Annotated in this window: 23 protein-coding genes and 1 pseudogene; 14 read left to right on the forward strand and 10 right to left on the reverse strand. The window is 59.3% G+C overall.

Features of this window, described 5'->3' with window-relative positions:
• Positions 1 to 65 precede the first annotated feature (65 nt).
• The 7 genes from DJ564_RS10055 to DJ564_RS10085 form a co-directional block, all read right to left on the reverse strand.
• Positions 66 to 692: a LysE family translocator gene (locus tag DJ564_RS10055; protein ID WP_109628745.1), complete on the reverse strand. Its 627-nt coding sequence runs from the start codon at positions 690 to 692 to the stop codon at positions 66 to 68.
• 79 nt (positions 693 to 771) lie between these two features.
• Positions 772 to 2,121 carry an NCS2 family permease gene (locus DJ564_RS10060; RefSeq protein ID WP_109628747.1) on the reverse strand — a complete coding sequence of 450 codons (1,350 nt, stop codon included), beginning with the start codon at positions 2,119 to 2,121 and terminating at the stop codon, positions 772 to 774.
• Between the two features lie 404 nt (positions 2,122 to 2,525).
• The gene (locus tag DJ564_RS10065; protein ID WP_109628749.1) at positions 2,526 to 2,897 is read right to left on the reverse strand and encodes a glutathione S-transferase N-terminal domain-containing protein; all 372 of its coding nucleotides are present in this window, start codon (positions 2,895 to 2,897) and stop codon (positions 2,526 to 2,528) included.
• A gap of 101 nt (positions 2,898 to 2,998) precedes the next feature.
• The gene (gene folE, locus DJ564_RS10070; RefSeq protein ID WP_003204506.1) at positions 2,999 to 3,544 is read right to left on the reverse strand and encodes a GTP cyclohydrolase I FolE; all 546 of its coding nucleotides are present in this window, start codon (positions 3,542 to 3,544) and stop codon (positions 2,999 to 3,001) included.
• A 77-nt stretch (positions 3,545 to 3,621) separates the two neighbouring features.
• The gene (locus tag DJ564_RS10075) at positions 3,622 to 4,179 is read right to left on the reverse strand and encodes a Smr/MutS family protein (protein ID WP_007898817.1); all 558 of its coding nucleotides are present in this window, start codon (positions 4,177 to 4,179) and stop codon (positions 3,622 to 3,624) included.
• Between the two features lie 87 nt (positions 4,180 to 4,266).
• Positions 4,267 to 4,587, reverse strand: coding sequence for a hypothetical protein (locus DJ564_RS10080; protein WP_010456650.1), 321 nt, complete (start codon positions 4,585 to 4,587; stop codon positions 4,267 to 4,269).
• A gap of 130 nt (positions 4,588 to 4,717) precedes the next feature.
• On the reverse strand, positions 4,718 to 5,308 hold the full coding sequence (locus tag DJ564_RS10085; protein ID WP_109628751.1) for a cysteine hydrolase family protein: 591 nt from the start codon (positions 5,306 to 5,308) through the stop codon (positions 4,718 to 4,720).
• A 238-nt stretch (positions 5,309 to 5,546) separates the two neighbouring features.
• Here DJ564_RS10085 and prmB point away from each other — a divergent pair, with 238 nt between their 5' ends.
• A complete protein-coding gene (gene prmB, locus DJ564_RS10090; RefSeq protein WP_109628753.1) occupies positions 5,547 to 6,455 on the forward strand; it encodes a 50S ribosomal protein L3 N(5)-glutamine methyltransferase in 909 nt (302 codons plus the stop codon).
• 114 nt (positions 6,456 to 6,569) lie between these two features.
• On the opposite strand, the gene DJ564_RS10095 is transcribed toward prmB, so the two are convergent.
• Positions 6,570 to 7,361 carry a hypothetical protein gene (locus DJ564_RS10095; protein WP_109628754.1) on the reverse strand — a complete coding sequence of 264 codons (792 nt, stop codon included), beginning with the start codon at positions 7,359 to 7,361 and terminating at the stop codon, positions 6,570 to 6,572.
• Positions 7,362 to 7,460: 99 nt separating this feature from the next.
• Positions 7,461 to 8,460 (reverse strand): annotated as a pseudogene (locus tag DJ564_RS10100) (alpha/beta hydrolase).
• Positions 8,461 to 8,543: 83 nt separating this feature from the next.
• Between DJ564_RS10100 and aroC the strand changes: the two are divergent.
• Genes aroC through mtnC form a run of 5 tightly spaced genes read left to right on the forward strand, consistent with a single transcriptional unit; the run spans position 8,544 to position 12,692 of the window.
• Positions 8,544 to 9,635 (forward strand): chorismate synthase, encoded by a 1,092-nt coding sequence (gene aroC / locus DJ564_RS10105; RefSeq protein WP_109628758.1) that lies wholly within the window; start codon positions 8,544 to 8,546, stop codon positions 9,633 to 9,635.
• A gap of 34 nt (positions 9,636 to 9,669) precedes the next feature.
• Positions 9,670 to 10,815, forward strand: coding sequence for an MFS transporter (locus DJ564_RS10110; RefSeq protein ID WP_109628760.1), 1,146 nt, complete (start codon positions 9,670 to 9,672; stop codon positions 10,813 to 10,815).
• Positions 10,812 to 11,438 carry a methylthioribulose 1-phosphate dehydratase gene (locus tag DJ564_RS10115; protein ID WP_109628762.1) on the forward strand — a complete coding sequence of 209 codons (627 nt, stop codon included), beginning with the start codon at positions 10,812 to 10,814 and terminating at the stop codon, positions 11,436 to 11,438. The genes DJ564_RS10110 and DJ564_RS10115 overlap by 4 nt, the downstream gene beginning before the upstream one ends.
• Positions 11,439 to 11,458: 20 nt before the next feature.
• On the forward strand, positions 11,459 to 12,004 hold the full coding sequence (locus DJ564_RS10120) for an acireductone dioxygenase (protein WP_109628764.1): 546 nt from the start codon (positions 11,459 to 11,461) through the stop codon (positions 12,002 to 12,004).
• 4 nt (positions 12,005 to 12,008) lie between these two features.
• Positions 12,009 to 12,692 (forward strand): acireductone synthase, encoded by a 684-nt coding sequence (gene mtnC, locus DJ564_RS10125; protein ID WP_109628766.1) that lies wholly within the window; start codon positions 12,009 to 12,011, stop codon positions 12,690 to 12,692.
• Positions 12,693 to 12,805: 113 nt separating this feature from the next.
• Here the strand turns inward: mtnC and DJ564_RS10130 are convergent, their stop codons facing one another.
• Positions 12,806 to 13,084, reverse strand: coding sequence for a DUF3509 domain-containing protein (locus tag DJ564_RS10130; protein WP_109628767.1), 279 nt, complete (start codon positions 13,082 to 13,084; stop codon positions 12,806 to 12,808).
• 344 nt (positions 13,085 to 13,428) lie between these two features.
• Here DJ564_RS10130 and DJ564_RS10135 point away from each other — a divergent pair, with 344 nt between their 5' ends.
• The 8 genes from DJ564_RS10135 to DJ564_RS10170 all read left to right on the forward strand — a co-directional run bounded on the left by DJ564_RS10135 (position 13,429) and on the right by DJ564_RS10170 (position 20,904).
• A complete protein-coding gene (locus DJ564_RS10135; protein ID WP_109628769.1) occupies positions 13,429 to 15,255 on the forward strand; it encodes a long-chain-acyl-CoA synthetase in 1,827 nt (608 codons plus the stop codon).
• A gap of 112 nt (positions 15,256 to 15,367) precedes the next feature.
• Positions 15,368 to 15,886: an ankyrin repeat domain-containing protein gene (locus DJ564_RS10140; protein WP_010456625.1), complete on the forward strand. Its 519-nt coding sequence runs from the start codon at positions 15,368 to 15,370 to the stop codon at positions 15,884 to 15,886.
• A 271-nt stretch (positions 15,887 to 16,157) separates the two neighbouring features.
• On the forward strand, positions 16,158 to 16,688 hold the full coding sequence (locus tag DJ564_RS10145) for a hypothetical protein (RefSeq protein WP_109628771.1): 531 nt from the start codon (positions 16,158 to 16,160) through the stop codon (positions 16,686 to 16,688).
• A gap of 64 nt (positions 16,689 to 16,752) precedes the next feature.
• Positions 16,753 to 16,944 carry a PLDc N-terminal domain-containing protein gene (locus DJ564_RS10150; protein WP_010456621.1) on the forward strand — a complete coding sequence of 64 codons (192 nt, stop codon included), beginning with the start codon at positions 16,753 to 16,755 and terminating at the stop codon, positions 16,942 to 16,944.
• Positions 16,945 to 17,207: 263 nt separating this feature from the next.
• Positions 17,208 to 18,083 (forward strand): polyamine aminopropyltransferase, encoded by an 876-nt coding sequence (speE, locus tag DJ564_RS10155; RefSeq protein WP_109628773.1) that lies wholly within the window; start codon positions 17,208 to 17,210, stop codon positions 18,081 to 18,083.
• Between the two features lie 222 nt (positions 18,084 to 18,305).
• Positions 18,306 to 18,539 (forward strand): hypothetical protein, encoded by a 234-nt coding sequence (locus DJ564_RS10160; RefSeq protein ID WP_109628775.1) that lies wholly within the window; start codon positions 18,306 to 18,308, stop codon positions 18,537 to 18,539.
• Between the two features lie 214 nt (positions 18,540 to 18,753).
• Positions 18,754 to 19,095: a ribonuclease E inhibitor RraB gene (locus DJ564_RS10165; protein WP_109628776.1), complete on the forward strand. Its 342-nt coding sequence runs from the start codon at positions 18,754 to 18,756 to the stop codon at positions 19,093 to 19,095.
• A 399-nt stretch (positions 19,096 to 19,494) separates the two neighbouring features.
• Positions 19,495 to 20,904, forward strand: coding sequence for a circularly permuted type 2 ATP-grasp protein (locus tag DJ564_RS10170; protein ID WP_109628778.1), 1,410 nt, complete (start codon positions 19,495 to 19,497; stop codon positions 20,902 to 20,904).
• The last annotated feature ends 1 nt before the right edge of the window (position 20,905 follow it).

Consider the following 20,905-nt stretch of genomic DNA (forward strand, 5'->3'; position numbering starts at 1 on the left):
CACAGGAGGCTTGCGAACGCCGCAAATCCAATGTGGGAGCTAGCCTGCTAGCGATGCTTTAGACTTTAGCGGCTCAACAACGAAGCCGCACCGGCACCACTGAACAACCCCGCACTCACCCGATTAAACCAACTCTGCCCCTTGCCACTGCGCAAATACCGCGCCGCACCATGCGCACCCAGCCCATAAGCCAACTTGCACAGCAGATCCAGCACGGTCCACGTCGCAATCATCACCAGCAACTGCGGCAGGAAGGGTTGCTCGGCACTCAAAAACTGCGGGAGGAACGCGGCGAAGAACAGAATGTCTTTCGGATTGCTCGCACCCAGCACAAACGCGCGCCCGAACAGTGCGCGAAAGCGTGGCACTGGCGCAGCCTGGGGCACTTCAGCGCCGACCGAGGGCAGCCGCGATTGCTGCCAGCTCTGCCAGGCGAGGTAGAACAGGTACAGGGCGCCGACGATTTTCAGCGCGCTGAACAGCTGTTCCGATGCCAGCAGCAACGCACCCAAGCCAAGTGCGGAAGCGCTTAACAGGCAGATCGAAGCAAACACGCCGCCCAGAAACGCCGGGTAAGAACGGCGCAAACCGTAATTCAGACTGTTGCTGATCATCAGCAAAGACAGGGGCCCCGGGATCAGGATCACCACCAGCGCAGCGGCGCTGAACAGCAGCCAGGTTTCCAGACTCATCACTTTCCTCCATTTGTGCAAAAGCCCCACCCGCCGGGGTGAGGCTGTTTTGAAACACTGTTTTTGAAACGTGGACGGCTTACAAGAAAATGAACTTGGCGATGAAGATCGCGCACAGCACCCACAGACTGACGGAGATTTCCTTGTGCTTACCGGTGAAAGCCTTCAGCACCACGTACGTGATAAAACCCAGCGCGATGCCGTCGGCGACCGAGAAGGTCAGCGGCATCATGATCGCGGTGACGATCGCCGGAATGCTGTCGGTCGCTTCGTCCCACTCGATGTGCGCCATACCGCCCATCATCAGCATCGCCACATAAATCAGCGCACCGGCGGTGGCGTAAGCGGGAATCATGCCAGCCAGCGGTGCGAAAAACATTGCCGCAATAAATAGCACACCTACGGTCACGGCGGTAAGACCAGTCCGACCACCCGCCGCTACACCCGCGGCACTTTCCACGTAGCTGGTGACGGGAGGAACACCCACCACCGCACCAAACACGCTGGACGCACTGTCGGCTTTCATGGCGCGGGAGAGGTTTTCGATGCGGCCGTCAGCGTTCACCAGGTTGGCGCGCTGGGCGACGCCCATCAGGGTGCCGGCGGTGTCGAACATGTGCACGAACAGGAAGGCCAGCACCACGCTGATCATGCTGACGTTGAATACGCCGGCAACATTCATGGCCATCCAGGTCGGCGCCAGGCTCGGCGGGGCAGACATGATGCCTTCGTAGTGGACAAGGCCCAGGCCCCAGCCCGCGAGGGTCACGGTGATGATGCTGATGAGGATTGCGCCGAACACTTTGTGGTAGCTGAGCACGGCTATCATCAGGAAGCAGATGGCGGCCAGCAGCGGGCCGGGTTCGCGCAGAGAGCCGAGTTTGATCAGGGTGGCCGGGCTATCGACGACGATGCCGGCGGTTTTCAGGCCGATCAACCCCAGGAACAGACCTACGCCGGCGCCCATGGCATAACGCAAGCTCACTGGAATGCTGTTGAGCAGCCATTCGCGAATCCGCGAAAAGGTCAGGAACATGAACAACACACCGGAAACAAACACCGCGCCAAGGGCGGTTTCCCAGTTGTAGCCCATGGTGCCGACCACGGTGTAGGTGAAGAACGCGTTCAAACCCATGCCAGGCGCGAGGCCGACCGGCCAGTTGGCGTAAAGGCCCATCAACAGGCAACCCAGGGCAGCAGCGATGCAGGTCGCGACGAACGCGGCACCGTGATCGATCCCGGCGTCGGCCATGATGTTGGGGTTGACGAAGATGATGTACGCCATGGTGATGAAGGTTGTCAGACCGGCAATCAGCTCGGTCTTCACCGTGGTGCCATGCAAGCTGAGTTTGAAGATGCGCTCCAGCCAGCCATTGCGTAACGGCGGCGAGAGTTCCAGCGTCGGGGCTTCGGATTTGCGGCTTTCCACAGCGAATACTCCTCAAGAGTTTTATTTTTATTTCCAGGGCCGGACCCATGAGGGTGGCAGCGGCCCTTTGAGGCACTTGCGATTTGTTGACCGGCTGGTCAGAAACTCGCACGAAGTGGATTATGCTTTTGTATACAAATAAAGCAAATAATGTTTTTGGTTTTGTAGACGAAAAGTTTGGCAATAGGGATATATCGCCGGGAGGGAGGCTTTCGCGAGCCGTCTATCGCCGGTGTGCGGGCGAAAAAAAACCGGCGATCGGCCGGTTTTCTCTGTTCGGGATTTGCAGTGTTGGTGCGGGCCTCATCGCGAGGAAGCCCGCTCCCACAGGTTTTGTGTGCACCACAGATCACTGTGGGAGCGGGCTTGCCCGCGATGGCGTCAGTCAAATCACCACAAAACCATCAGGCCGCTGCGAACCGCTTATCCAGATAATCAATAATCGCCTTGGACTCATACATCCAGGTGGTTTGCCCATTCTCTTCAATGCGCAGGCATGGCACCTTGATCTTGCCGCCTTGCTCCAGCAGGGTCTGGCGATCCTGTTCGTTGTTTTTCGCATCGCGCAATGCCACCGGCACATTCAGGCGACGCAGCGTGCGGCGGGTTTTCACGCAGAACGGGCAGGCGTGGAACTGATACAACGTCAGGTCCTTGGCGGCCGTTTCGACCTGGGCCTGAGCGGCGGCAGGGCGCTGCTTTTTGCCTGGACGGGTGATGAAGTCGATGAAGATGATCAGTTGGCCAAGGCCGACACGAAGCGCTTTTACGAACACGGAATAAGCCTCACAGGGCGAACGGAAGGCGCGCAGCTTACCTGATTTTTCTCGGGCGAAAAAAAACCGGCGATGAATGCCGGTTTTCTTCGTGTAACAAATTACTTGATCAGGCTGAGAAACTCGCTGCGGGTCGCCGCGTTTTCGCGGAACTCACCCAGCATCACCGACGTGATCATCGACGAATTCTGTTTCTCCACACCGCGCATCATCATGCACATGTGCTTGGCCTCGATCACCACTGCAACGCCCAGGGCGCCGGTGACTTGCTGGACCGCATCGGCGATCTGGCGGCTGAGGTTTTCCTGGATCTGCAGGCGGCGGGCGTACATATCGACGATCCGCGCGACTTTCGACAGGCCCAACACTTTGCCGCTCGGGATGTACGCAACGTGCGCCTTGCCGATGAACGGCAGCAGGTGGTGTTCGCACAACGAGTAGAGCTCGATGTCCTTGACCAGCACCATTTCGCTGTTGTCGGAGCTGAACAAGGCACCGTTGGTGACTTCTTCCAGTGTCTGTTCATAGCCGCGGCAAAGGTACTGCATGGCTTTGGCGGCACGCTTTGGCGTGTCGAGCAGGCCCTCGCGGGAGACGTCCTCGCCCAATTGGCCGAGAATCGCGGTGTAATTCTGTTCCAGGGACATGAAACTACCTGTGGGGATTTTCGCAAAGGGCAAGGGTACGGTGGCAAACACGGCGCTGCAAGCGTGAAGCGACAGCTTTACTCGTCACGACCTTCCATCATGGTCCGTTTGAGCATCACATAAACCGCTCCGGCACCGCCGTGTTTCGGTTGGCACGAGGTGAAGCCGAGCACCTGTGAATGCTGACGCAACCAGGTGTTGACGTGGCTTTTGATCATCGGCCGCTTGCCGTCCAGACGCACGGCCTTGCCGTGGGTGACACGCACGCAGCGGATTTCGAATTTGGTCGCTTCGGCCAGGAATGCCCAGAGGGTTTCCCGGGCTTTCTCCACGTTCATGCCATGCAGGTCGAGGCTGCCTTCGAACGGGATCTGTCCGATCTTGAGCTTGCGCATCTGGCTTTCCTGAACACCGTCGCGGGCCCACATCAGTTCGTCTTCCGGACCGACATCGATCACGAACTGGTCAGACAGACCATCAACGGTGGTGGCATCGGTGCGAACGGTCGCGGCCTGGCGTAGCTTGGCGATTTGCGCACGGTCGGCCTTGGGTTTGCCGGTTTCGGCGCGATCGTGCTTGATCGGCTTGACGCCTTGGATCGCACTTTTGAACAGGGAAAAATCGTCGTCTTGCATGTCAGCCTCCGCGAAGGGCGGCCAGTTTACCCAAGTCGAGGCGCTATCCATAACAATTGAGGCCCGCCTGAGCGCCGGGCCTTTGATTCAATCGTGTTTTTTCATCAGGTGCGGGGACATGTTCAGCTCTCGCGACTGGCGCGAGCGGCGACGGCAGCGACGCCACAGCCACACCCCGATATAAAGCACGAACAGGCCAACCGCCAGAATGATCGCCGAGCCCAGCGGGCTGGCATTCAACTCGCCCAGGGCCGGGGGACGGCCCAGCAGACTGGCGGCACCGGCCATGGCCAGCAACACACCGCACGTCGCCAGCAAGGCAGCAAAAGCTGCGCCGAATCGAAAACGCCAGTTGCGTTGGCCCTTGGGCCGCAAGCGGCGTGCATCAAAACCATCGGATAACTTCATTCCGACCTTCCTCAATGGGTATCGGCCCTTCGACCGGGAGTTGTCCGGGTTGTTCCTGAGGCTAAGTCAATTGCAGCAAATGAGAGGCTTTTGCGGATGAGCGGCGGTATTGACCGCTCTTCGAAGCCGATCAAATCAGTTCGTGAGTCAGTGCGAGGGTGGCGAAGTTGTCCGCCATGATCGCCATTTCGGTCTGTTGAACGTGCTCGGCCGTGAGTACACCACCTTTGTAGGGCAAATCGCGCGTCGCGCAGGCGTCTTCAACCAGGGTGCAGCGAAAGCCCAGGTTCTTCGCTGCACGCACGGTAGTGCTGACACTGGAGTGGCTCATGAAGCCGCACACGATCAGGTCCAGGGAACCCAGGTTCTGCAAGCGTTCCAGCAATTCGGTGCCGTGAAACGCACTCGGCAGCAGTTTGCCGATAATGGTTTCGTCCGCCTGTGGCTCCAGGCCCGGGATGAACTCACCGCGTTCGCCCTGTGGATCGAACAGCCCGCCGACAGTGCCGAGATGGCGTACATGCACGATCGGACGACCGGCTGCACGGGCAGCGGCGACCAGTTGCTTGATGTTCGCGACGGCAGCATCCATGCCGCTCAGGGCCAGCGGGCCGCTGAGGTATTCTTTCTGGGCATCGATGATGATGAGGGTCGCTTGGCTCAGTTTGGCCGCCGGGTAACCGCGACCGCTGAGTTGAAACATCGTTTGTGGAACGGACATTCTGGGGCTCCTTGGAGTGGGGCTTTTGCGACATTGTCCTCTGGCTGAGCGGTTCTGTGAATCGCTACTATCGTAGACGCCGTCGTTGCTGGCGTGCAGCCTTGTCAAGATGCAGGTTTTGTTCAATAGCCAACAGCAAAAATGGATGCGTCCTACATCCGATCCGCTGTTTTCCCGCGTCGTCGTGGCGCGTTTTGGCTGTTAGAATCGCCAGTCGTTTTTTCTGGAGTTTACCCCCGTGATCACTTCCCGCCTTCGTACCCTGCGTGACCATATCCGTTGGGCCGTCAGCCACTTCCATGGGGAGGATCTGTTTTTCGGCCATGGGACCGACAACGCCTGGGACGAAGCCCGTCAACTGGTGTTGGGTGCCTTGCACCTGCCGTGGGAAATCGCCGACAGCTACCTCGACTGCAATCTGGAAGAGAACGAGTTGGTCAACCTGCAACGCCTGCTCAAACGTCGCATCGAGGAGCGCATCCCGACTGCTTACCTGCTGGGCGAAGCGTGGTTTTGCGGCATGTCGTTCATCGTCGACGAGCGCGTGCTGATCCCGCGTTCACCGATTGGCGAGCTGATCGAAAAACGCTTTGAACCCTGGCTGGGTGCCGAGCCTGCGCGGATTCTGGACCTGTGCACCGGTTCCGGCTGCATCGGCATCGCCTGCGCATACGAATTCCAGAACGCCGAAGTGGTGCTGGCCGATCTGTCGTTCGAAGCGCTCGAAGTGGCTAACCAGAACATCGAGCGCCATGGCGTTGATGAGCGGGTGTACACCGTTCAGGGTGATGGGTTTGACGGCTTGCCGGGTCAGCGTTTCGACCTGATCGTGTCGAACCCGCCCTACGTCGATGCGGAAGATTTCGCCGACATGCCGGACGAATATCAGCACGAACCCGAGCTAGGCCTGGCCTGCGGTGATGATGGTTTGAACCTGGTACGACGGATGCTCGCCGAGGCGGCAGATCATTTGACCGAGAAGGGCTTGCTGATTGTTGAAGTGGGCAACAGCCAGGTTCACGTCGAGGCGTTGTACCCGGAAGTCGACTTCGCCTGGCTCGATTTCGAACGCGGCGGGCATGGTGTGTTCATGTTGAGCGCAGAGCAGTGCCGCGATCATCAGGCCCTGTTCGCTTCCCGCGTCTGACTGAATTGGCTTTTGTGGCGAGGGGATTTATCCCCGTTGGGCTGCGAAGCGGCCCCCAAAAGAGGGACTGCTACGCAGTCCAACGGGGATAAATCCCCTCGCCACCAAAAGCAATCAGCGGTGCGTAGCAATCCAGATCAACAACCCCGCCTGAAACACCGCAAACGCCACCAGACACGTGATGGTAAAGCGCAGCCCGGCGTCTTCACGCTTGTACTTGCTGACCTTCTCTTCGTGCTTCTTCAGCTTCACTTCCTGCTCGGCCAGATTCTGCTCGGCCTGCTGAAGCATCTGCGCGGCTTCAAGGATTTCCACCAGTTGCAGCTTTTCGCTGTTCCAGTCACCCACAAGGTCTTCGACCTTTACTTCTTTGACGCTGCCTTTCAAATGCTGGGCGTCGGCGTAGACCACTTCAAACCCATGGGCCTTCAGAAAGTGATCGCGGCGCAGGCGGGTGTCTTCGTTCAACGCATCTTTATTGTTCAGATCGGTGCCGTCGACCGTGTAGCCGGGCCAACGCTTCTTCGCCCAAGTGATCCCTTGGGCGGCCATGAACCGGCCGATGCCACGGTTGATCGGTTCAATCTGCAAGCCGCTATCGGGCTCGAAATGCACACGTTTGGTGGTGTGATTGACCCACACGTCCAGGTGATTCTGCTCTTTGCGCACGCGCTGGCCAGGCAACTTGATGCTCATACGCATCAGGCTGTATTCCTTGCTATTGCGGTCGGCGTAACCGAATTCGACGAAGCGCAATGGTCGCCCACCGGTGTTGCGGTCGGTCTGCAGCGGCGCCAGACGGAGCATCTTGTGGTGCTCGACGTGGACGTCCGCCCACGGCAGCTCGACCGCTGGCGGTGCGTCTTTTTCAGCGGTCGTGTCGGGTGAAGTCTGGGTATCAGTCATAACGGCGAGATCCTGTCCAAGCTCTGCTTGTCGCCAGTCATAGCGCTGGCGACAAAGGCTTATCGGCCGTTTTTTTCAGGACTGGAGGGTTAGTAGTGGCTAACTGGTGCGAAGTCCGTCAATAAACCCGAGGATTCGTGCACCAAGTTCGGCGGCCAGGGGCAATTGTGGATCCTTGTACGAGGCCATTTGCCGTTTCACGTCGTTGGGCACGATGCGCATGACGTGGTTCATGCCTTCGATCAGCGCCAGTTCGGCGTCAGGCTTGGCGGCCTTGAGCATTCGGGCGTCACCGACGCCGACCTGGATGTCGTTGCTGCCCTGGATGATCAGCGCCGGCATTTTCAATTTGCTGAACGCCGCCGCCGGATCCTGACGGAACAACGAAATCAGATATGGCTGCACACTCGGGCGGAAGATCACCTGCAACTGCGGTGGCACGTTGTCGTCGGTTTTGCCGGCCTTGAGGCTGTCGAGCAGTTCATTGCTGCGCAGCATCAGCGGCGGTGGCAGGCGATTGCTCAATTGTTGACGCAACACCTCATCGATCGGCCGGGCGCTGCCGGACATGGAGATGACCGCTGCGGCTTCGACGCTCGGTGCCGCGAGGCTGGCAATCAAGGCGCCTTCGCTGTGGCCCAACAGAATCAGCTGGCCAAAGCGCGGATCGGATTTGAGCTTGCGGCCCCAGGCCTCGGCGTCGGCCACATAGGCTTCCACCGACAGATTGCGCTCGTCCGGGGTCGCCGCAAGACTTGCCGCCACGCCGCGCTTGTCATAACGCACGCTGGCGATGTTGTGTTTGGCCAGCACCCAGGCCAGCCGCTTGAGGCTGTCGTTGCGTCCGCCATCGGGGTTATTTCCGTCACGATCCGTAGGACCGGAGCCGGAAATGATCAGGACAACCGGCACCGGGGTCTCGGATTTTGGCAGCAACAGCGAGCCGAAAAGCTCGCCGGTGCCGGTATCCAGAGTGATCGGGCGTTGCAGGACAGTGGCCTGGGCAAAGCCGGTAAACAGGGTAAGGCTCAAGGCTAGAACTCGCAGCATCATCACGCCATCATTCACAAAGGTGCCGGTTGGACTCGCGGGCACCCATAAGGTTCGAGGATGAACTACTTGGGTAGCCTGCGTATACTGGCGCGCATTACGTATTCAGGTTCATTTCACGGAGCGTCCTGCATGTCCGGCAATACCTACGGCAAGCTGTTCACTGTCACCACCGCGGGCGAGAGCCATGGTCCGGCGTTGGTCGCCATTGTCGACGGCTGCCCGCCGGGGCTGGAGATTTCCCTTGAGGATTTGCAGCGCGACCTGGACCGCCGCAAACCCGGCACCAGCCGCCACACCACGCAACGCCAGGAAGCGGACGAAGTCGAAATCCTCAGCGGCGTATTCGAAGGTCGCACCACCGGTTGCGCCATCGGCCTGCTGATCCGCAACACCGACCAGAAGTCCAAGGACTACTCGGCGATCAAGGATCTGTTCCGCCCGGCCCACGCCGACTACACCTACCACCACAAATACGGCGAGCGCGATTACCGCGGCGGTGGTCGCAGCTCCGCCCGTGAAACCGCCATGCGTGTGGCGGCCGGTGCGATTGCCAAGAAATACCTGGCCACCCAGGGCATCGTCATTCGCGGCTACATGAGCCAGCTCGGCCCGATCGAAATCCCGTTCAAGACCTGGGATTCGGTGGAAGACAACGCGTTCTTCAGCCCTGACCCGGACAAGGTGCCGGAGCTGGAGGCCTATATGGACCAGTTGCGCCGTGATCAGGATTCGGTCGGCGCAAAGATCACTGTCGTCGCCGAAGGCGTGATGCCTGGCCTCGGCGAGCCGATCTTCGACCGCCTCGACGCCGAACTGGCCCATGCACTGATGAGCATCAACGCGGTCAAGGGCGTGGAAATCGGCGCCGGTTTCGCCAGCGTTGCCCAGCGCGGCACCGAACACCGCGATGAAATGACCCCGGAAGGTTTCCTCAGCAACAACGCCGGCGGTATTTTGGGCGGCATCTCGTCCGGTCAGCCAATCGTTGCGCACCTCGCGCTTAAGCCGACCTCGAGCATCACCACGCCGGGCCGCTCCATCGACGTTCATGGCAACCCGGTGGATGTCATCACCAAGGGCCGTCACGACCCGTGTGTCGGCATCCGCGCCACGCCGATCGCCGAAGCGATGATGGCCATCGTGCTGATGGATCACCTGTTGCGTCATCGCGGGCAGAACGCCGACGTGCGCGTGAGCACGCCGGTGCTGGGTCAGCTTTGATGGCTGACCTATACGCCGCAGCGGCCTGACGGCCGTGGCGGCACTCCCGTACTGGCGGCTTTCCAGTTTCTATCTGTTCTATTTCGCCTTGCTCGGTTCGACAGCGCCGTTTCTGGCGCTGTACTTCGATCACCTGGGCTTTTCCAGCGCGCGCATCGGCGAGCTGGTGGCGATCCCGATGCTGATGCGCTGCGTGGCGCCGAATATCTGGGGCTGGCTCGGTGACTACACCGGCCGTCGCCTGGCCATCGTGCGCTTCGGCGCCGTCTGCACACTGCTGACGTTTTCGCTGATTTTCGTCAGCAAAACCTACGCCTGGCTGGCGATGGTCATGGCCTTGCATGCGTTCTTCTGGCATGCGGTGTTGCCGCAGTTCGAAGTCATCACCCTCGCGCACCTGAAAGGGCAGACCTCGCGCTACAGTCAGATCCGCCTCTGGGGTTCCATCGGTTTCATCATCACCGTGGTCGCGCTCGGCCGGATGTTCGAATGGCTGAGCCTCGACATTTATCCAGTGGCGCTGGTGCTGATCATGGCCGGCATTGTCGTCAGCAGCCTGTGGGTGCCCAACGCTCAACCGGTTCAGGGCGAGCGAATTGCCGGAGACGGGTTTCTCAAGCAATTGCGCAATCCCGGTGTGTTGGCGTTTTACGGCTGCGTCGCGCTGATGCAGGTGAGCCACGGGCCTTATTACACCTTTTTGACCCTGCACCTTGAACGGCTCGGTTACAGCCGGGGCGTGATCGGCATGCTCTGGGCGGTCGGCGTGGTCGCTGAAGTCCTGATGTTCCTGGCCATGAGCAAGATCCTCGCGCGCTTTTCGGTGCGTCGGGTCCTGTTTGTGAGCTTTCTGCTGGCGGCCGTGCGCTGGTTGCTGCTGGGTTCGTTGGCTGAATTCCTCTGGGTGCTGTTGTTTGCCCAAGTGCTGCACGCCGCAACGTTCGGCAGCTTTCACGCCGCTGCCATCCAGTTCGTGCAACGTAGCTTCGGTGCGCGTCAGCAAGGGCAGGGCCAGGCGCTTTATGCCGCGCTGGCCGGCACCGGCGGCGCATTGGGCGCGTTGTACTCCGGCTACAGCTGGAACGTCCTTGGTGCCACGTTCACCTTTAGTATTGCCAGTCTCGCAGCCTTCGCCGCTGCCGTTATCATTGCCACACGTATGCAAGAGGACAGGCCATGAGCCTTACCCGTGAACACCTCGCCCAGGAAATCATCGACGCCGGGCGTTTTCTCTATAGCCGCGGCTGGTCGCCGGCCACCAGCAGCAATTACTCGACCCGCCTGTCGCCGACCGAGGCGCTGTTGACTGTGTCCGGCAAGCACAAAGGCCAGTTGAGTCCAAATGATGTGCTGGCCACCGACTTGTCCGGCAACAGCCTGGAACCGGGCAAAAAGCCGTCCGCCGAAACCCTGCTGCACACCCAGCTCTACAGCTGGCGCCCGGAGATCGGCGCGGTGCTGCACACCCATTCGGTGAACGCCACGGTGCTGTCGCGCCTGACGCCAGACGCGTTCATCGAGTTCGAAGATTACGAACTGCAAAAGGCCTTCAGCGGCGTCTCGACCCACGAGTCCCGGGTGCGCGTGCCGATTTTCGACAACGATCAGGACATTGCGCGTCTCGCCGCCAAGGTGCAGCCTTGGCTCGAAGCCCATCCCGATTGCGTCGGCTACCTGATTCGCGGCCACGGCCTCTACACCTGGGGCGCGCGGATGAGCGACGCGTTGCGGCAGATTGAAGCGTTTGAATTTCTGTTCGAGTGCGAGTTGAAGATGCGCTCACTCTTGAACCATAAAAGCTGAACCGTTAAGGAGTTGCCCTGATGAGCAGCCTGTCCGTTTACCACGTCTCAAGCCCTGACATTCCGAACAAGGTGCTGACCCATTTCGAAGACATCGCCTCGACCCTGGCCGAGCAGGGCGTGCGTTTCGACCGCTGGCAAGCCACGGCGAAGATCCAGCCCGGCGCCAGCCAGGAAGAAGTGATCGCCGCGTACCAGGAACAGATTGACAAGCTGATGACCGAGCGCGGTTACGTCACCGTCGATGTGATCAGCCTGAACAGCGATCACCCGCAAAAAGCAGAGTTGCGCGCCAAGTTCCTCGACGAACACCGCCATGGCGAAGACGAAGTCCGATTTTTCGTCGCCGGCCGTGGGCTGTTCACCCTGCACATCGACGATTACGTCTACGCCGTGTTGTGCGAGAAGAACGACCTGATCTCGGTCCCTGCCGGCACGCCGCACTGGTTCGACATGGGCGAGCATCCGCACTTCGTCGCGATCCGTCTGTTCAACAACCCTGAAGGCTGGGTGGCCAAGTTCACCGGCGAAGACATCGCCAGCCGCTTCCCGCGTCTTGAGGACTGAGCCGATGCCGATCAAAGCGATTCTCACCGACATCGAAGGCACCACCAGCGCGGTGAGTTTTGTGTTCGACGTGCTGTTCCCATACGCCGCCAAACACCTGCCGGACTTCGTTCGCCAGAACGCCGAGCGCCCGGATGTGGCCGAGCAACTGGCCGCTGTGCGCCGCGACAGCAACGAACCGGACGCTGACGTTGAGCGGGTGATCGAGATCCTGCTGGGCTGGATTGCCGAAGACCGCAAGGCCACGCCGCTGAAAGCATTGCAGGGCATGGTGTGGGAGCAGGGCTATCAGGCCGGGCAGTTGAAAGGCCACGTTTACCCGGACGCCGTCGAAGCGCTCAAGCGCTGGCATCAGGATGGATTCAAACTGTTTGTGTATTCCTCGGGCTCGATCCAGGCGCAAAAGCTGATCTTCGGCTGCTCGGAGGCGGGGGACTTGTCGCCGCTGTTCAGCGGCTACTTCGACACCACGTCGGGGCCCAAGCGTGAAGCGCAGTCTTACGCGCGCATCGCACAGGCTATCGGGGTGGAGGCTGCGCAGATTGTGTTTCTGTCCGACATCGTCGAGGAACTGGATGCCGCGCGCACGGCCGGCATGGCCACGTGCGGGCTGGCCCGAGAGGGCGGAGCGCTGGCGGGGCATGTGACCGTCGACAGCTTTGCGCGGATCGATCCTTCCACCTTCTAAGCAACACCCGCTCCCACAGGGGATTGTGTAAACCCAGAAACTAAACAGGCCGTGGAGCGAAAGCTCTCACGGCCTGTTTGTGTGCAGCGTATTTCTTTACACCACCGCAGGGTTCACGCCGAGTGATAGGTCGGCAGGGCAAACCGTTGCTGGCTTTGCAGCATGGAGATCTGCGGCAGCTCGCTGGCCTGTTCGGCCAGGTCACGGCGAATTGCACTGATCACCCACGACAACTGATCGCCGGCATGCAATTGCTGGTATGAAATCGAACGCTTGAACACTTTGCCTTCGGCGCTGCGCAGGGTCAGCAGAATGCCGCCATCCGGACGTGGTTGGGTGTTCACTTCGAAGTTGGAGAACAGGGAGGTAAATTTTTCTTGGATCAGGCTCATGTCTATCAGCTCCGTTAGCACTTGATTGGCAAGCATGGAGAGGTAGTTGCAGTGATTGTGCCAGCACCTGATATTTTTAAAATGCTTATAAATCAATAAGTTATGTTTTCAGTGGTTTTTTGCTTTCGTGCAATCTGCATGAATGGCCATCGTGCATCCTGCATTTTGCGTGGTCGGCCATGATTCGATGGAACCAATCACCCTCGCTGAGGTTCCCGATCTCGAACGCACCGGGCGCGGATACAAAACATTTCAAAAACCGCGTGTACAGCTCAAGAACCCCTGACGTATTTTCGGGCTCATAGACCGCCACCCGACAATAAAAAGATCGAACGGGAGCAAGCATGAGCGACACGATTACCTGGGGCATGATGCTCCGCAAGCTGCCTTCCATTGCCAAAGCCATTCCGCGAGTGGTGAAAGGCATGAAAGTCGCCAACGTCAAGGACCCGACCCAACCGTGTGGCCTCGGCTGGACGTTCGAGCAAGCGACCTTGCGCAATCCTGACGGCCCAGCGTTGCTGCAGGGCGACGTGACGCTGAGTTATGCACAGGTCAACCAGTGGGCCAATCGCATCGCCCATCACCTGATCTGCGAAGGCATCAGAAAGGGCGATGTGGTCGCGGTTTTTCTTGAGAACCGTCCGGAGTTGCTGGTGACGATATTGGCAGTGGCCAAGGTCGGTGCGATCAGCGCCTTGCTCAATACCTCGCAAACCCGCGACACCCTGGCCCACAGCCTGAACCTCGTGGCACCAGCGGCGATCATTGTCGGCGAAGAACTGGTCCCGGCTTTCAGTGCAGTCCGCGAGCGGGTATCGATCGAGCCGACGCGCACCTGGTTCGTTGCCGATCAAGACACCTACCGGCATCCGGGCAATGCGCCCGACGGTTTCATCAATCTGATGAGTGCCAGCGCCCAAACGTCCAGTGAGAATCCGGCCAGCAGCCAGCAGGTTTTCTTCGACGATCCTTGTTTCTATATCTACACCTCAGGCACCACCGGGTTGCCCAAGGCGGGTGTTTTCAAACACGGTCGCTGGATGCGCAGCTCGGCGAGTTTTGGCCAGATCGCCCTGAATATGCAGCCGCAGGATGTCGTCTATTGCACCTTGCCGCTGTACCACGCCACCGGACTCTGTGTGTGCTGGGGCTCGGCGATCAGCGGCGCCGCAGGATTTGCCATCCGCCGCAAGTTCAGCGCCAGCCAGTTCTGGAATGACGTGCGCAAATACCAGGCGACCACCCTCGGTTATGTCGGCGAATTATGCCGCTACCTGGTGGATCAACCACCCTCGGCCGACGACAACCAGCACCGCGTGACCAAGATGATCGGCAATGGCCTGCGGCCCGGTGCCTGGCGCGAGTTCAAGACGCGCTTTGGCGTTGATCACATCTGCGAGCTGTACGCCGCCAGCGACGGCAACATCGGGTTCACCAACATCCTCAACTTCGACAACACCATCGGTTTTTCCCTGATGGCCTGGGAGCTGGTGGCCTACGACCACGACAGCGGCCTGCCGATTCGGGACGCCAAAGGCTTCATGCGCAAAGTCGCCAAAGGCGAGCAGGGCCTGTTGTTGGCGAGAATCGACGACAAGGCGCCACTGGACGGTTACACCGATCCGCAGAAAACCGAAAAAGTCGTGCTCCACGACGTGTTCACCCAGGGCGACCGCTACTTCAATACGGGCGACCTGCTGCGCAACATTGGTTTTGGCCATGCGCAGTTTGTGGATCGGTTGGGCGACACCTACCGCTGGAAGGGTGAAAACGTCTCGACCACCGAGGTCGAGAACATCCTGCTGCAACATCCGAATATTTCTGAAGCCGTGGCGTATGGCGTGGAAATCCAGAACACCAACGGACGTGCCGGCATGGCCGCGATTACACCGGCGGAATCCTTGGCGACGCTGGACTTCAGCGAGTTGCTGGCGTTCGCCCGTCAGCAAATGCCCGCGTATGCGGTGCCGCTTTTCCTGCGGGTGAAAGTGAAAATGGAAACCACCGGAACCTTCAAATACCAGAAGACCCGGCTCAAGGACGAAGCCTTCGACCCCGGCAAAACCGGCGATGACCCGATCTACGCCTGGCTGCCCGGCACCGAGACTTACGTGCAAGTCACTCCGCAGTTGCTGGCGGATATTCACGGCGGCGCTTTTCGTTATTGAAAGCAGCGCTATTGAATGTGGCTATGACGGCGCTCGAGAAAAAAGAAGTGACAGCCTCGGGGCTGCTCGGGAAACTGTCGGCTTTCCCGAATGACAGAAAGTGGAGTCCCCGATGTCAGACCAAAGCCGCCAGATGACCCCCGAAGAAGCCGCTGAATTTGCCGAACAGGTATTCAACAAGGCGCGCGAGGGCGATGCGGCCATGATGGCTGCGCTGCTGACCAAAGGCCTGCCGCCGAACCTGCGTAACCACAAGGGCGACACCTTGCTGATGCTCGCCGCCTACCACGGCCACGTGGAGACGGTAAAAGTACTGCTGGAGCACAAGGCCGATCCGGAGATCCGCAACGACAACGGCCAGAGCCCGATTGCCGGCGCTGCGTTCAAAGGCGACCTGGCGGTAGTCAAGGCGTTGGTCGAGGGTGGCGCACAGGTGGAAGGTTCGTCCTTCGATGGCCGCACGGCGCTGATGATGGCGGCGATGTTTAACCGCGTTGAAATCGTTGATTACCTGATCAGCAAAGGCGCCGACCCGAAAGCCAAGGATGCCAATGGCGTCACCGCGCTGGATGCCGCGAAAACAATGGGCGCTGTCGATACCACCGCGCAGCTGCAAAAACTGCTGGCCTGATTTCGCACGGTCCCCTGTGGTGGGTCATCCTGTTCACTTAAAATAATCTTCAGTCGAGCAGAATCCTGTGGCGAGGGGGCTTGCCCCCGTCCGGCTGCGAAGCAGTCGCAAAACCGGACAACTCGGTTTGTCTGAGCGGACGCTGGGGGCCGCTTCGCTGCCCAACGGGGGCAAGCTCCCTCGCCACAGGGCGCTCACCATAAGTCCGCTTTTCATGGTTAATGCGCTATCCTTCGCGCCCTCAAAATTCACTCGCTACAGGATCCGCCCCATGAAAGCCGCACTCGTCGAACTCATCACTAAAATCAGCTCCGGGTGCATGAGCGATGACGAAATCCTGAAAGTCGCTGACGAAGCGGCCCAGGCCTACGCCGATCCAGAGGCTTTCCTGACGGCCAATCCGGACATCAACTACGACGACACCTTCCCGATTCCACTGGGCGAGTGGGTGGTGGTCGGCAGCCTGCCGGAAACCGTGCTGTTCCAGGCCGACACCTACGTGGACCTGTTCGCCCAGATCGTCGCTTCGTTTGGCCCCGGTGTTGATTTCAACATCAAGCCCAAGCAACTGGCCAAGACCGAAGCCCTGACCGCGCTCAATCGCATTCAGGTGCAGATGGGCAGCATGAACAAGGAAAACGGCGGTTACACGCTGATGAACTTCAGCCAGTTGCTCGACGACGAACTGCAAGTGGTGCTGGTCTTCGGCAACGACGTACCGCGCGTGCTCGAGTTGTGCGCCGAAGTGGGTATCACCGCCGCACCCTCGCTCGAAGCCCTGAAAATCGCGGTCCACGTTTAAAAAGCGGAACCCTCGCAAGGCCCGGCTATCCTAAGAGTGCACACCACTCTTAGGGAGCGACACCATGGGTTCCACGTTCAACGGCCTGATTGGCCTGATTATTCTTGTCCTGGACATCTGGGCAATCATCAACGTGCTCAAAAGTGGCGCCGACACAGGGATGAAAATCATCTGGGTGCTGCTGATCCTGCTGCTGCCGGTCCTGGGCCTGATCATCTGGGCCATCGCCGGGCCACGGGGCAACGTCCGGATCTGAATACGCAACCAAAGCCATCACTATTCCCCTGTGGGAGCTAGCCTGCTAGCGATAGCGAGTGTCAGCCACAACTTTACTGACTGACACTCCGCTATCGCTAGCAGGCTAGCTCCCACAGGGATTGTGTCGACTCATCAAGTGAGGTTCGACCTGTCATCTTCCGCAACGTAGAATGCGCGCCTTTCCCGGTTAATCGAGTCGATCGATTAGCCGTCATGGGCGGGTAACCGTCCGTTGCCACCGCATTCATCGGAGCACTTCCCATGAGCAACATCACCACCAGCGACTACCTGGAAACCCTCTACGAAGGCTACGGCCAGCGTTTTCGCATGGAAAAACTGCTGCACGAAGTGCGCACCGAACACCAGCATCTGGTGATTTTCGAAAACCCGCGCATGGGCCGGGTCATGGCACTGGACGGTGTGATCCAGACCACCGAAGCCGACGAATTCATCTACCACGAGATGCTCACCCACGTTCCGATCATCGCCCATGGCTCCGCCAAGCGCGTGCTGATCATCGGTGGCGGCGACGGCGGCATGCTGCGTGAAGTGGCCAAGCACCGCAGCATCGAGCACATCACCATGGTCGAGATCGACGGCACCGTGGTCGACATGTGCAAGGAATTCCTGCCGAACCACTCCAAGGGTGCGTTCGATGATCCACGCCTGAACCTGGTGATCGACGACGGCATGCGTTTCGTCGCCACCACCACTGAAAAATTCGACGTGATCATTTCCGACTCCACCGACCCTATCGGTCCGGGTGAAGTGCTGTTCTCGGAAAACTTCTACCAGGCCTGCCGTCGCTGCCTGAACGAAGGCGGCATCCTCGTGACCCAGAACGGCACGCCGTTCATGCAGATCGAAGAAGTCAAAACCACTGCCGGTCGCCTGCGCAGCCTGTTCCCGGACTGGCACTTCTATCAGGCGGCGGTGCCGACCTACATCGGTGGCTCGATGACCTTTGCCTGGGGCGCGACCAACACGGCCTATCGCAAGTTGTCCCGTGAAACCTTGCAGCAGCGTTTCGCCGGCAGCGGCATCATCACCCGCTACTACAACCCGGAAATCCACATCGGCGCCTTCGCCTTGCCGCAATACGTGCTGCAAGCGATCAACAAGCCAAGCAACGACTAAACTCAAGCTGTACGCATAACCCCTTGTGGGAGCGGGCTTGCTCGCGAAAGCGGTTTTCCATTCAACAGTGATGTTGCCTGAAAGACTGCCTTCGCGAGCAAGCCCGCTCCCACAGGTTCTGTGTTTTTCATACTTCTACGCGGTAATCCGTTTGAACGATCACTCAGGCCAAAAGTCCAGATGGTTGTAAGCCCATTTGCGGGTTTGTTCGAGGAGGCACTGATGCAAAAGTGGAAAATCACTTTCGTGGATGATCACGGTGAAACACTCGATGAAGTCTTTGAGTGCGAGGAATGCCCGGACAACGAGCAAGCCGCGAAACTCATCAAGGCCCGGCTCCTTCCTGTCGCCGCCGAACTGGATCTGAACGATCTGGAAGGGCGAACCGCCGACGCAAGCGTCAAAGATCTCAAGACCCAGAACAGCATACAAATCCTCGGCATCACGCCAATCTGAACAACACCTGTCTCATTCTTATCCAGGCCTTGGCAGCGCCTCTGTCTTGGGGCTACTCTGCAAGCGAGATCAGCGAACGGATCGCTAAGGTCTGGTCTTGTCAGCTACATGCTTGCTTCCCACCGGCAACGTTGTTGCCGCATCGCTCGCACCAATCGGTTGCGAGTGCCGGGAATACGGAAAGTCTATCCATCAAGATTGAGGGGGACGTTTCATGAGCACAGCCTATCAAGAAGACATCAGCAGCAGCGTGTTGCGCCGCATGAAAGAAGGCGGTTTCGATTTCTCACGATTCCATCCCATCGAGTTCTACGCCATTTTCCCGGACGAGGAGCGGGCACGCAGGGCGGCAGGGCAATACAAGGGTGAATCGTTGAACGCGCAAATCAGTGTGCGCGATGACGGCGCATGGGCGCTCGAACTGAGCAAAGTCATGTACGCCACCTACGATGACATCGGCGATTTCGAACAGGGTTTCGAGGCGGTGGTTGAGCCTCTGGGCGGTATCATCGAAGGGTGGGGCGTCAAGCAGGAAGTACGAGGGCGACTCGCATAACGTTATGAACAGTGACAACGCTCAGCAACGGCTGACCTTCGGGTTGGCCGTTTTCGTTTATGGCGCCCGGAACATCCCCTCGGCAAAACCCTGAAACAAGAATCCGACGCAAAAAAAACCGCCTGAGCAGGCGGCTAAAGGGAAGTTTTGGTCAGGTTTTGCAGCGAATGCGCGGATTATCCGCAGCGCCGGCCGGGCAGTGAAATCAACTCTGACTATGCTGGTGATAGGCGACACCGTCGCCTTGCAATGAAGCGGGGGCGATCAGGTTGGGGCGTTTGCTGCACAGGATTGGTGCGGTGCAAACGGCGTGATTATCCAACTGGTTGATAACAAAGCGTTTCTGCCGATGGCACGGGCCTTGCGAAGCCTAGATGTCCGGGTGACAAGGAGTACGGCATGATCCGCACCTATTTTGATGAGATGTACGATGCAGGCGGCCAGGTCCGCCCGCATTATCGGGAGTTTGCCCGTTGGCTGGCCGAGACGCCTGACGAGCTTTTGGCACAACGGCGACGCGAGGCCGATCTGTTATTTCATCGCGCCGGGATTACTTTCACGCTCTACGGGGACGAGCAGGGCACAGAGCGCCTGATTCCTTTCGACACCATCCCGCGCAGCATCCCCGCCAGTGAATGGCGGATCGTCGAGCGCGGCTGCATCCAGCGGGTCAAGGCGTTGAACATGTTCCTCGCCGACCTCTACCATGAGCAGCGCATCATCAAGGCCGGCATCATTCCGGCCGAGCAAGTGCTGGCCAACGAGCAATACCAGCTGGCGATGCAAGGGCTCGATCTGCACCGCGATATCTACTCGCACATCTCCGGCGTCGACCTGGTGCGCGATGGTGACGGCACGTACTACGTGCTCGAAGACAATCTTCGTACACCCAGCGGCGTGAGCTACATGCTCGAGGACCGCAAGATGATGATGCGGCTGTTCCCCGAACTGTTCTCGGCCCAGCGCATCGCGCCGATCGATCATTATCCGAACCTGTTGCTCGACACCCTGAAAAGCTCCAGCCCGATCGATAACCCGAGCGTGGTGGTGCTGACGCCGGGTCGCTTCAATAGCGCGTTTTTCGAGCATGCCTTCCTGGCGCGGGAGATGGGCGTCGAGTTGGTTGAGGGCGCGGACCTGTTCGTGCGTGACGACAAGGTGTTCATGCGCACCACGGACGGGCCGAAAGCCGTCGACGTGATTTACCGTCGCCTCGACGATGCGTTCCTTGATCCGCTGGCGTTCAACCCGGACTCGATGCTCGGCGTTCCAGGGCTGCTGTCGTCTTACCGCTCTGGCAACGTGGTGCTGGCGAATGCCATCGGCACCGGGGTGGCGGATGACAAGTCGGTGTATCCGTTTGTCACCGACATGATCCGTTTTTACCTGGACGAAGAACCGATCCTGAAGAACGTGCCGACGTTCCAGTGTCGCAATCCTTCTGAGCTTTCCCACGTACTGGCCAATCTTCCAGACCTGGTGGTCAAGGAAACCCAGGGCTCCGGCGGTTACGGAATGCTGGTGGGGCCGGCGGCGAGCGCGGCGGAAATCGAGTCGTTCCGCGCACGGATAAAAGCCAAGCCCCACGCGTACATCGCGCAACCGACGTTGTCGCTGTCGACCTGTCCGACCTTTGTCGAAAACGGCATCGCGCCACGTCACATCGACCTGCGTCCGTTTGTATTGTCTGGCCGCGAAACCCGGGTTGTGCCCGGTGGTTTGACCCGTGTTGCCCTGCGTGAAGGCTCCCTGGTGGTGAACTCATCCCAGGGCGGCGGCACCAAGGACACCTGGGTGGTCGAGGATTGAA

This window comes from Pseudomonas sp. 31-12 (assembly GCF_003151075.1).
Lineage (GTDB): Bacteria > Pseudomonadota > Gammaproteobacteria > Pseudomonadales > Pseudomonadaceae > Aquipseudomonas.

Bases quoted from the DNA above. Each gene is read 5' to 3' on its own strand.
- DJ564_RS10055 (WP_109628745.1), bottom strand. From the start codon at position 692: ATGAGTCTGGAAACCTGGCTGCTGTTCAGCGCCGCTGCGCTGGTGGTG.
- folE (WP_003204506.1), bottom strand. From the start codon at position 3,544: ATGTCCCTGGAACAGAATTACACCGCGATTCTCGGCCAATTGGGCGAG.
- DJ564_RS10075 (WP_007898817.1), bottom strand. From the start codon at position 4,179: ATGCAAGACGACGATTTTTCCCTGTTCAAAAGTGCGATCCAAGGCGTC.
- DJ564_RS10080 (WP_010456650.1), bottom strand. From the start codon at position 4,587: ATGAAGTTATCCGATGGTTTTGATGCACGCCGCTTGCGGCCCAAGGGC.
- DJ564_RS10085 (WP_109628751.1), bottom strand. From the start codon at position 5,308: ATGTCCGTTCCACAAACGATGTTTCAACTCAGCGGTCGCGGTTACCCG.
- DJ564_RS10095 (WP_109628754.1), bottom strand. From the start codon at position 7,361: ATGACTGATACCCAGACTTCACCCGACACGACCGCTGAAAAAGACGCA.
- aroC (WP_109628758.1), top strand. From the start codon at position 8,544: ATGTCCGGCAATACCTACGGCAAGCTGTTCACTGTCACCACCGCGGGC.
- DJ564_RS10115 (WP_109628762.1), top strand. From the start codon at position 10,812: ATGAGCCTTACCCGTGAACACCTCGCCCAGGAAATCATCGACGCCGGG.
- DJ564_RS10120 (WP_109628764.1), top strand. From the start codon at position 11,459: ATGAGCAGCCTGTCCGTTTACCACGTCTCAAGCCCTGACATTCCGAAC.
- mtnC (WP_109628766.1), top strand. From the start codon at position 12,009: ATGCCGATCAAAGCGATTCTCACCGACATCGAAGGCACCACCAGCGCG.
- DJ564_RS10130 (WP_109628767.1), bottom strand. From the start codon at position 13,084: ATGAGCCTGATCCAAGAAAAATTTACCTCCCTGTTCTCCAACTTCGAA.
- DJ564_RS10135 (WP_109628769.1), top strand. From the start codon at position 13,429: ATGAGCGACACGATTACCTGGGGCATGATGCTCCGCAAGCTGCCTTCC.
- DJ564_RS10140 (WP_010456625.1), top strand. From the start codon at position 15,368: ATGTCAGACCAAAGCCGCCAGATGACCCCCGAAGAAGCCGCTGAATTT.
- DJ564_RS10145 (WP_109628771.1), top strand. From the start codon at position 16,158: ATGAAAGCCGCACTCGTCGAACTCATCACTAAAATCAGCTCCGGGTGC.
- DJ564_RS10150 (WP_010456621.1), top strand. From the start codon at position 16,753: ATGGGTTCCACGTTCAACGGCCTGATTGGCCTGATTATTCTTGTCCTG.
- speE (WP_109628773.1), top strand. From the start codon at position 17,208: ATGAGCAACATCACCACCAGCGACTACCTGGAAACCCTCTACGAAGGC.
- DJ564_RS10160 (WP_109628775.1), top strand. From the start codon at position 18,306: ATGCAAAAGTGGAAAATCACTTTCGTGGATGATCACGGTGAAACACTC.
- DJ564_RS10165 (WP_109628776.1), top strand. From the start codon at position 18,754: ATGAGCACAGCCTATCAAGAAGACATCAGCAGCAGCGTGTTGCGCCGC.
- DJ564_RS10170 (WP_109628778.1), top strand. From the start codon at position 19,495: ATGATCCGCACCTATTTTGATGAGATGTACGATGCAGGCGGCCAGGTC.